The sequence below is a fragment of the Streptomyces sp. NPDC058525 genome (genome assembly GCF_042719495.1).
Lineage (GTDB): Bacteria > Actinomycetota > Actinomycetes > Streptomycetales > Streptomycetaceae > Streptomyces.
In genome coordinates, this window is sequence record NZ_JBHXNP010000005.1 from 138528 (window position 1) to 148394 (window position 9867).

General features: G+C 73.0%; 8 protein-coding genes. All 8 read left to right on the top strand.

Annotated features, from left to right (window positions below; genetic code table 11):
- The first annotated feature begins 28 nt into the window (after positions 1 to 28).
- The 8 genes from ACFWP3_RS04645 to ACFWP3_RS04680 all read left to right on the top strand — a co-directional run bounded on the left by ACFWP3_RS04645 (position 29) and on the right by ACFWP3_RS04680 (position 9851).
- Entirely contained in the window at positions 29 to 2941 is a 2913-nt protein-coding gene (locus ACFWP3_RS04645; RefSeq protein ID WP_384216122.1) for a GNAT family N-acetyltransferase, read from the top strand.
- A gap of 51 nt (positions 2942 to 2992) precedes the next feature.
- Positions 2993 to 3601 carry a DUF5998 family protein gene (locus ACFWP3_RS04650; protein WP_384216124.1) on the top strand — a complete coding sequence of 203 codons (609 nt, stop codon included), beginning with the start codon at positions 2993 to 2995 and terminating at the stop codon, positions 3599 to 3601.
- Positions 3601 to 4806: an alkaline phosphatase family protein gene (locus ACFWP3_RS04655; protein ID WP_384216126.1), complete on the top strand. Its 1206-nt coding sequence runs from the start codon at positions 3601 to 3603 to the stop codon at positions 4804 to 4806. Before ACFWP3_RS04650 ends, ACFWP3_RS04655 begins: the two co-directional genes overlap by 1 nt.
- 64 nt (positions 4807 to 4870) lie before the next feature.
- Positions 4871 to 5521 carry a thymidine kinase gene (locus tag ACFWP3_RS04660; protein ID WP_384216128.1) on the top strand — a complete coding sequence of 217 codons (651 nt, stop codon included), beginning with the start codon at positions 4871 to 4873 and terminating at the stop codon, positions 5519 to 5521.
- A gap of 191 nt (positions 5522 to 5712) precedes the next feature.
- Positions 5713 to 6699: a Gfo/Idh/MocA family protein gene (locus tag ACFWP3_RS04665; RefSeq protein ID WP_384216130.1), complete on the top strand. Its 987-nt coding sequence runs from the start codon at positions 5713 to 5715 to the stop codon at positions 6697 to 6699.
- Positions 6696 to 7685: a Gfo/Idh/MocA family protein gene (locus ACFWP3_RS04670; protein ID WP_384216132.1), complete on the top strand. Its 990-nt coding sequence runs from the start codon at positions 6696 to 6698 to the stop codon at positions 7683 to 7685. The genes ACFWP3_RS04665 and ACFWP3_RS04670 overlap by 4 nt, the downstream gene beginning before the upstream one ends.
- 292 nt (positions 7686 to 7977) lie before the next feature.
- Positions 7978 to 8604, top strand: a complete 627-nt coding sequence (locus tag ACFWP3_RS04675; protein ID WP_384216134.1) for an FMN-dependent NADH-azoreductase — start codon at positions 7978 to 7980, stop codon at positions 8602 to 8604.
- A 53-nt stretch (positions 8605 to 8657) separates the two neighbouring features.
- Positions 8658 to 9851 (top strand): cytochrome P450, encoded by a 1194-nt coding sequence (locus ACFWP3_RS04680; RefSeq protein WP_384216136.1) that lies wholly within the window; start codon positions 8658 to 8660, stop codon positions 9849 to 9851.
- Positions 9852 to 9867 lie beyond the last annotated feature (16 nt).

Genomic DNA, 9867 nt, shown 5'->3' on the forward strand with positions numbered 1-9867 from the left:
AGGCGGTTTCCGGCCGTAAGGTAGGCCCATGACCACCGAGTCGGACCCTTCGTACCCGGCCCACTGGGAGGCGGACGTCGTCCTGCGCGACGGCTGGACCGCCCGGATCAGGCCGATCACCCCGGACGACGCGGGCCGGCTGGTCAGCTTCTACGAGCAGGTCTCCGACGAGTCGAAGTACTACCGCTTCTTCGCCCCCTACCCCCGGCTCTCCGACCGCGACGTGCACCGCTTCACGCACCACGACTACGTGGACCGCGTCGGCCTCGCGGCGACCATCGGCGGGGAGTTCATCGGCACCGTCCGCTACGACCGCATCGGCGCCGACGGCCGGCCCGCGTCGGGCCCCTCCGACGAGGCCGAGGTCGCCTTCCTCGTCCAGGACGCCCACCAGGGCCGCGGGGTGGCCTCCGCCCTCCTCGAACACATCGGCGCGGTGGCCCGGGAGCGCGGCATCCGCCGGTTCGCCGCCGAGGTGCTGCCCGCCAACACCAAAATGATCAAGGTGTTCACGGACGTCGGCTACCAGCAGAAGCGGAGCTTCGAGGACGGCTCCGTCCACCTCACCCTCGACCTCGAACCCACCGCCGAATCCCTCGCCGTGCAGCGCGCCCGTGAACAGCGCGCCGAGGCCCGCTCGGTGCAGCGGCTGCTCGCCCCCGGCTCGGTCGCGGTGATCGGAGTCAGCCGCTCCGGTGCGGGGGTGGGGGCCGCCGCCCTGCGCACCCTGCGCGACAGCGGCTTCCACGGCCACCTCTACGCGGTCAACGAGGCGGTCGCGCTCGACCTGCTCGAGGGCGTACGGGCCTACCGCACCGTCGACGCCATCGGCGCCCCCGTCGACCTCGCGGTGATCGCCGTTCCGGCGGACCGGGTCCCCGAGGCCGTGGCCGCCTGCGGCGAACACGGCGTCCAGGGGCTCGTCGTGCTGTCCGCCGGGTACGGGGAGAGCGGCCCGGCCGGCCTCGCCCGCCAGCGCGAACTCGTGAAGCAGGTGCGCTCGTACGGAATGCGCCTGATCGGGCCCAACGCCTACGGGGTGATCAACACCGCGCCGGACGTGGAGCTCAACGCCTCGCTGACGCCCGCGCCGATGCCGATGCGCGGCCGGACCGGCCTGTTCACGCAGTCCGGTGCGATCGGCATCGCCCTGCTCTCCGCCCTCGTGCGCCGGGGCGAGGGGCTGTCCTCGTTCGTCTCCGCGGGGAACCGGGCCGACGTCTCCGGCAACGACATCCTCCAGTACTGGTACGACGACGAGGCGACCGACGTCGCGCTGCTCTACCTGGAAACCCTCGGCAACCCGCGCAAGTTCACCCGCCTCGCCCGCCGGACGGCGGCCGCCAAGCCGGTGGTCGTCGCCAGGGGCGGCCGCCACACCCCCGCCGGACACGTGGTCCCGGGCACCCGGCTGCCGGAGGCCACCGTCTCCGACCTGCTGCGGCAGGCCGGCGTGATCCGGGTCGACACGGTGACGGAGCTGGTGGACGCCGGACTGCTGCTGGCCTCGCAGCCGCTGCCCGCCGGACCGCGCGTCGCGATCCTCGGGAACTCCGAGTCCCTCGGAGTCCTGACCTACGACGCCTGCCTGACCCAGGGCCTGCGGCCGCTGCCGCCGCTCGACCTGACCACCGCGGCCACGCCCGAGGACTTCCGTACGGAGCTGGCCGCGGCGCTGGCCTCCGACGCGAACGACGCGGTCGTGATCACCGCGATCCCCTGGGTGAACGAGCAGGCCCCGGTGGACGACCTGGCCGCGGCCCTGCGCTCCGCGGTCGCCGGGCATCCCGGCAAGCCGGTGGCGGTCGTCCACGTGGAACTGGGCGAGCTGGCCGAGGCCCTGGCGGCTCCGCCGGCCTCCGCCGCGGGCGCCGTGGGCGCCGTGGCGGAGGCCGCCGGTCCGCGAACGCCGGACGGGCCGCCGGACACGCCGCCGCAGGGCGACCCGGCCGCGCGGACTTCCGGCGGGCAGGCTTCCGCCCCGCCGGCTCCGGCCCGACCGGCTTCCGTCCCGCCGGTCTCGGCCCCGCCGGTTTCCGAGGCGCCCGGCCCGGCCGAGCCGCGGCCCGGCGGGAGGATCCCGAGCTATCCCGCCGCCGAGCGGGCCGTGAAGGCGCTCGCCGAAGCCGTCCGCTACGGGCAGTGGCGGCGGGCCAACGCCGAGGCCGGGCACGTGCCCGAGTACGAGGACATCGACGAGCCCGGGGCCGCCGCCCAGCTGGCCGGGCTGCTGGCCGACGTCGACGGCGGAGCCGTGCTCACCCTGGCCGAGTGGGACGCCCGCGAGCTGCTCGCGCGCTACGGGATCCGCGTCCTGCCCGCCCTGCCCGCCCCCAGCCCCGACGCGGCGGCCCGCGCCGCCGCGATCCTCGGCTACCCGGTCGCCCTCAAGACCACCGCTCCGCACCTGCGCCACCGGGCGGACCTGGGCGGCGTACGGCTCGATCTCAGGAACGAGTCCGAGCTGCGCTCCTCGTACGAGGACCTCACCGGGCTGCTCGGCAAGCCGGCGGAGCTCCAGCCGGTGGTCCAGTCGATGGTGCCCCGCGGCGTCGACACCGTCGTCCGCTCCGTCATCGACCCGGCCGCCGGCGCCGTCCTCTCCTTCGGGCTCGCCGGCGTCGCCTCCGAGCTGCTCGGGGACACCGCGCACCGCCTGGTCCCGGCCACCGACCGGGACGCGGCCGGGCTGATCCGGTCCATCCGGGCCGCACCCCTCCTCTTCGGCTGGCGCGGCAGCGACCCCGTCGACACCCCCGCCCTGGAGGAGCTGCTCCTGCGGCTGTCCCGGCTGGTGGACGACCACCCCGAGGTGATCGGGGTCTCCCTGGAGCCCGTGGTCGTCGCCACCGCGGGACTCTCCGTGCTCAGCGCCACCGTCCGCGTCGCCCATCCGCCCGCCCGCGGCGATCTCGGCCCGCGGACCCTCCCCAGCTACTGAGCGGGTCCGGGCGCGGCCGGGATGCCCCGTACGGGCCTTAGGATGGACCTCATGGCGAAATCCGGTACGACGACCCAGGGGCTGCGCACGGCGATCGAGCGCAGCGGCTACTACCCGGCCCTCGTGGCCGAGGCCGTGGAGGCCGCGGTGGGCGGCGAGCCGATCTCGTCGTACCTGGTCCACCAGGAGACGACCTTCGACTCCAACGAGGTCCGCCGCCACGTCACCGTGCTGGTCCTGACCGGCAACCGGTTCATCGTCAGCCACACCGACGAGCAGGCCGCGGACGCCGGGTCCCCGTCCCCGTACGCCACCACCTCCACCGAGTCGGTCAAGCTCTCCAGCATCTCCTCCGTGGTGCTCAGCCGCGTCGTCGCCAACCCGGAGTCCTACACGCCCGGCACCCTGCCCCGCGAGGTCGTCCTGACCATCGGCTGGGGTGCGGTCTCCCGGATCGACCTGGAGCCGGCCGCCTGCGGCGACCCGAACTGCGACTCCGACCACGGCTACACCGGCAACTCCACCGCCGACGACCTCAGCCTGCGCGTCAGCGAGGCGGGCGACGGCCCGGAGGCGGTGCGCCAGACCCTGGTCTTCGCGCAGGCACTCTCCGAAGCCACGGCGGCCACGGCGGCCACGTCCTCCCCCTCCGCCCGCTGATGGCGTACCCCGCGGCGCAGAACTGGCAGGACGAGCCGGAGCTGCTGGACCTCGCGGCCGCGCCCGTCCCCGAGTACGGCACGGGCTCGCTCGCCGACCTGCTGCCCACCCTCGTGGCCGGCCAGGGCGTCCCCGGTTTCACCGCCGCGATCCCCGAGCTGGCCCCGGCCGACCGGAACTGCGTGTTCCTGGTCGACGGCATGGGCTGGGAGCAGATCAAGGCCCACCCGGACGAAGCCCCGTACCTGACCTCCCTGCTCGGCAGCTCGCGCGGCGGCACCGGCCGCCCCCTCACCGCGGGCTTCCCCGCGACCACCGCGACCTCGCTGGCCTCGGTCGGGACCGGCCTGCCGCCCGCGCGGCACGGCCTGCCGGGCTACGCGGTGCGCAACCCGGCCACCGGCGAGCTGATGAACCAGCTCCGCTGGCAGCCGTGGACCCAGCCGAAGCCCTGGCAGCCGTACCCGACCGTCTTCCAGCAGGCGGACGCGGCCGGCGTGGCCACCGCTCAGGTGTCCTCGCCCGCCTTCCAGACCACCCCGCTCACCAAGATCGCGCTGAGCGGCGGCACCTTCCTCGGCCGGATGACCGGCGAGGAGCGGATGGACCTCGCCGCGGACCGGCTCGCGGCCGGCGACCGCTCGCTCGTGTACACGTACTACAGCGAACTCGACGGGGCCGGCCACCGGCACGGGGTGAACTCCGACGCCTGGCGCGGCCAGCTGATGTACGTGGACCGGCTGGTGCAGCGGCTCGCCGAGCAACTCCCGCCGCGCACCGCGCTGTACGTGACCGCCGACCACGGCATGGTCGACGTCCCCTTCGACGAGGAGTCGCGGATCGACTTCGACGAGGACTGGGAACTGGGCGCGGGCGTGGCCCTGCTCGGCGGCGAGGGCCGGGCCCGGCACGTGTACGCGGTACCGGGCGCCGAGGCCGACGTGCTGACGGTGTGGCGCGAGGTGCTCGGTGACCGGTTCTGGGTCGCGAGCCGCGAAGAGGCCCTGGAACTGGGCTGGTTCGGGGCGCCGGGGGAGTGCGACGAGCGGGTGCTCGGCCGGATCGGCGACGTGGTCGCCGCCGCCCAGGCCGATGTCGCCATCACCGCCTCCCGCAACGAGCCCAACGAGTCCGCGCTCGTCGGCATGCACGGCTCCATGACCGCGGCCGAGCAGCTCGTCCCGCTGCTCGAGATCCGCACCTGACCGCCCGCGTTCCCCTGCCCGACCCCTCCCCGCCGCCCACGACCCGAAAGGTCCCGTACTTCCCATGCCCGAGCTGGTGTTCTTCTCCGGAACGATGGACTGCGGAAAGAGCACCCTGGCGCTCCAGATCGCCCACAACCGTGACGCGCGCGGGCTCCAGGGCGTGATCTTCACCCGTGACGACCGGGCGGGCGAGGGCAAGCTGTCGTCGCGGCTGGGGCTGGTGACGGAGGCGGTCGAGGCGCCGGAGGGCATGGACCTCTACGCCTACCTGGTCGCGCAGCTCTCGAAGGGCGGCAAGGCCGACTACGTGATCGTGGACGAGGCGCAGTTCCTCACGCCCGCCCAGATCGACCAGCTGGCCCGGATCGTGGACGACCTCGGGCTGGACGTCTTCGCCTTCGGCATCACCACCGACTTCCGCACGAAGCTCTTCCCGGGCTCGCAGCGCCTGATCGAGCTGGCCGACCGGCTGGAGCAGCTCCAGGTCGAGGCGCTGTGCTGGTGCGGGGCGCGGGCCACGCACAACGCCCGTACGGTGGGCGGGGAGATGGTCGTCGAGGGCGCCCAGGTCGTCGTCGGCGACGTGAACCGCCCGGCGGAGGAGATCGGCTACGAGGTCCTGTGCCGCCGCCACCACCGCAAGCGCATGACCTCGGCCGCCGCCCACGCGGGCGCCCTCTCCCCGGACGTCCTCCCCGTCAACCACGGCTGAGCGCATCCCCCCGCCACGGCGGCCGCTGAGACTACCCACGCTGGTGATGGTCCCCGCCGGGTGGTGCGGGTGAGACTGATCGGACTTCAGACGTGCTGGGCGTCGGCGGTCGTGCCGGGGCTGTGCCCGGCCGAGGGCTCCCGTAGCCGGGTCGCCTGTCAGGACGATCGGGAAGAAAGGCGGGGGATGCCGTGAAGCGACTCGAAGTGGCATTGATGGGCGCGGGGCTGATCGCACGGTTCCATCTGGACGCGTGGACCACCATCGGCGCGTCCGTGCGGGTCCACTCCACCGACGGCCGGGCCGAGGAGCTCGCGCGCGAGTTCGGTGCCAAGGCCGTCGGTTCCCTGGAGGAAGCGCTGGACGGCGTGGACGTCGTGGACATCTGCACCCCGACGAGCACCCACCACGCGATGGCCATGGCCGCCATCGCCGCGGGTGCGGGCGTCGTGTGCGAGAAGCCGCTGGCGAGCACCACCGCCGAGGCCGAGGAGATCGTCGATGCTGCCGAGCGGGCCGGCGTACGGCTCTACCCGACGCACAACGTGCGGTTCGCCCCGGCGTACGGCCGGCTCGGCGAGCTGGTGGCGGCGGGCGGCATCGGCGCGGGCACCGTCGCCCGGTTCACGGTGGCCGGATACCACCCGCGGCCCTGGAGCGGGCAGGCGTCCGCGCGGTCGGGCGGCATCGTGACCGACCAGATGCTGCACGGAGTCGACCTCGCCCAGTGGGTGTTCGGGGACGTCGTGCGCGTGCACGCCTACTACCAGGGCGACATCGCCGCACCGGCCCCCACCGGAGCCGTCGGCGTCGGAACCGCCGTCCTCACCCACGCCGGCGGCGCGATCAGCCAGGTCGTCAGCCGCTGGATGGCGACGCCGGTGCCCCCCTACCGCCTCACCTGCCACGTCTCGGGCACCGGCGGGACGGTGCTCTACGACTCCGAATGGCCCCAGGAGGTCCAGGGGTTCGGCGGTTCGGCCGGGGACCTCGCGCACTTCGGGGAGACGCCGTTCGTCTCCATGATCCGCGAGTTCGCCCGGGGGTTCACGGGCGGGCCCGAGCCGCGTCTGGGGGCGCGGGACGGACTGGCCGCCATCCGCATCACCCAGGCCGCGGCGGAGTCCGCGTGGACGGGACGTGCCGTGGAACTGACCGTGAAGGGGGCCGCCGCATGAAGGTCGCCGTGTTGTCGTTCGTCCATGAGCGCGCCGCGACGTACGCCCGGCTGCTGCACGCCATGCCCGGCGTCGAGCTGATCATCGCGGACCCCGACGGTGCGCCCGGTGATCCCGCCCGGGGGCGGGCCGTGGCCGCGGAGCTGGACGCCGCGTACGCGGACGGCTGGGACGAGGTGTTCGCGCTGCGGCCCGAGGCCGTGGTGGTCACCAGCGAGGCCGACCGCCGCCGCGAGCTGGTCGAGCGGGCGGCCGGGGCCGGGGCGCACGTGCTGGTCGAGCAGCCGATGGCCGCCGAGGAGGCGGACGCCCGGGCCATGGTGCGCGCCTGCGAGGACGCGGGGGTGGGGCTGACCCTGGCCTCGCCGGCCTGCTTCAGCCCGGCGTTCACCGCCGTCCGCGAGGGCATCGCCGCCGGTGAGGCCCTCGGCACGCTGACGACCATGCACGGGTCGTACAACACCCCCGCGACCGGGGGAGCGCAGGACGGCGGGGCGCTGGGCGCCAACGCGGCGGTCCTGCTCGACCTGGTGGACGCGGTGCTCGGCGGGGAGCCGGCGCAGCAGGTGTACGCGCAGGCGAACAGCGTCCTCAGCGGGCGGCCGGACGCCGAGAGCGCCGCGCTCGTCTCCGTGCGGTACGCGAGCGGCGCCGTCGCCTCCATCGACTGCAGCCGGATCCTGGCGGCGGACCCGTCGGCCCTCAGCGGACCGGCCATGACCTTCATCGGCGAGAAGGCGAGCGTGGAGTTCGACGCCCGCCCGCGGCTGCTCGGCGGGTTCGACGCCGCCACGGGCGGTGAGCGGCGGGAGGTCGCCGGGGCGGACTTGGACGCGGTCATGCTCGGCGCGTTCGTCGCCGCCGCGGCCGGGCGGGGGCAGGCGGCCGGCCCGGACGGTGCGGCCGGGCTGCGCACCCTGCGCGTCATCGGGGCGGCCTACGAGTCGGTGCGGACGGGCCGGCCCGTCGATCTGGCCGGTTCCTGACCCTTCCGGCCCCTCGCCGAAGCCGCCGCCGCTTTCCGAAGCGGCGGCGGCTTTCGAATTCCCGGCGGAATTTGCTCAGGGAATGCCTGAGGTCCGCTACAACAGTGCTCGAAGTGCGCCGACTTGCCTTCCCGGGCCTACCAGGCTGAGGGATGTTCTGCCCAGTTGGCCGGATCTAGTGTGGCCCCAGAGGATCAAAGACCGCCCCATCGCGACGAATTCGGTACATCGACGGAATGTCGCGGGACGCGTAGACCTACATTTCTTCTTCGATCGTTAAGGGGACTCCGGGATGTCGCACCTCCTGCACATCGACTCGAGCATCGGCACCGAATCCGTGTCGCGTCAGCTGTCGGCCTACTTCGCCGAGGAATGGCGCACCAGCCACCCGGGCAGCGGCTACACCTACCGCGATGTCGCGGCCCAGCCGATCCCGCACATCACGCACCCCGTGCACCAGTCGCTCGTCTACCCGGACGGGGACCACGGCCAGAGTGCGCAGGAGCGCGAGCTCACGGCGGCGATCACCGACGAGCTGCTCGAGGCGTCGACGGTCGTCCTCGGCGTCCCGATGCACAACTTCTCCATCCCGTCGACGTTCAAGGCGTGGCTGGACCGCATCGTCCACCCGGCCCACATGTCCCTGCCCGGGAAGGCCAGCCCGCTCAGCGGCAAGTCGGTGGTGGTCATCCAGGCGCGCGGCGGCTCGTACGCGCCGGGCACCCCCCGCGAGGACTTCGACTTCCAGGAGCCGTACCTGCGCGCGGTGCTGGAGTCCGTCGGCCTCGGGGAGGACCTGACGTTCGTGACCGCCGAGCTGACGATGGCCGCGCACGTTCCGCAGATGGAGCAGCTCCGGCCGCTGGCCGAGAGCTCCCTCGCGACCGCGTACGAGACCCTCAAGAAGCTGGCCGAATAGGCCCGGCACCGTCCAACGGGGCCACCGACATCATCTCGAGTGAGAAGGATTCCATGAGCGACGCAATTTCCTTCGAGGACCACTGGGCGCGAACCCATCAGTTCGATCCTCCTGCGATATTCGATTCGCTGCGTGAAGAACGCCCGCTCGCGAAAATGGTGTACCCGGACGAGCACGTCGGCTGGCTCACCACCAGTCACGAGCTGGCGCGCAAGGTCCTCAGCGACCCGCGATTCAGCCACAACATGGAAACCTGTCACTTCCCGACGACCCACTGGGGCGAGCTGACGCCGAACTCCCCGGAGATCCCGGGGATGTTCATCTACATGGACCCGCCGAACCAGACCCGCTACCGGCGGCTGCTGACGGGCGAGTTCACCGGCCGCCGCGCGAGCCAGATGACCTCCCGCGTCGAGGTCATGGCCGACGAGCAGATCAAGGCCATGCGCGAGCACGGCGGGACCGCGGACCTGGTCGAGGACTTCGCCGAGCCGCTGGCCCTGCGGGTGGTGTGCGAGGTCGTCGGCCTGCCCTACGAGGAGCGCGACCGGTTCGCGCACGCGCCGAAGATCATGCACAACCCCGAGTCGAAGCCCGACGAGGTCGGCCCCGCCTACGAACAGGCGCTCACCTACTTCTTCGAGCTCATCGAGCGGAAGCGGCAGCAGCCCGAGGACGACATCCTCAGCCGCCTCGTCTCCGACGGTCAGCTGACCGACGAAGAGATCTGCAACATGGTGGCCCTGCTGCTCTTCGCGGGCTACGGGACCACCGGGCCGGCGCTGGCCGTGAGCGCCTTCGCCCTGCTCCACCACGAGGACCAGCTGGCGGAGCTCCGCGCGGACCCGACCAAGCTCGACGGCGCGGTCGAGGAGCTCCTGCGCTACATCACCATCAACCAGTACGAGATCTTCCGTACCGCGCTGGAAGACGTCGAGCTGAACGGCGAGACCGTCAAGAAGGGCGACACCGTCACGGTGTCGCTGCCCGCGGCCAACCGCGACCCGGCCAAGTTCGGCTGCCCCGCGGACCTGGACATCGACCGCGACACCTCGGGCCACATGTCCTTCGGCTACGGCGTCCACCAGTGCCTGGGCCAGAACCTGGCGCGCGTCGCCCTGCGGGTCGGCCTGGCGGCCCTCCTCCGGGAGTTCCCGGACCTGCGGCTGGCCGTCGCCTTCGACGAGGTGCCGCTGAGCCTCAAGGGCTCCGTGTTCGGGCTGAAGAGCCTGCCCGTCTCCTGGTAATTCTTCCTCTTTCCTC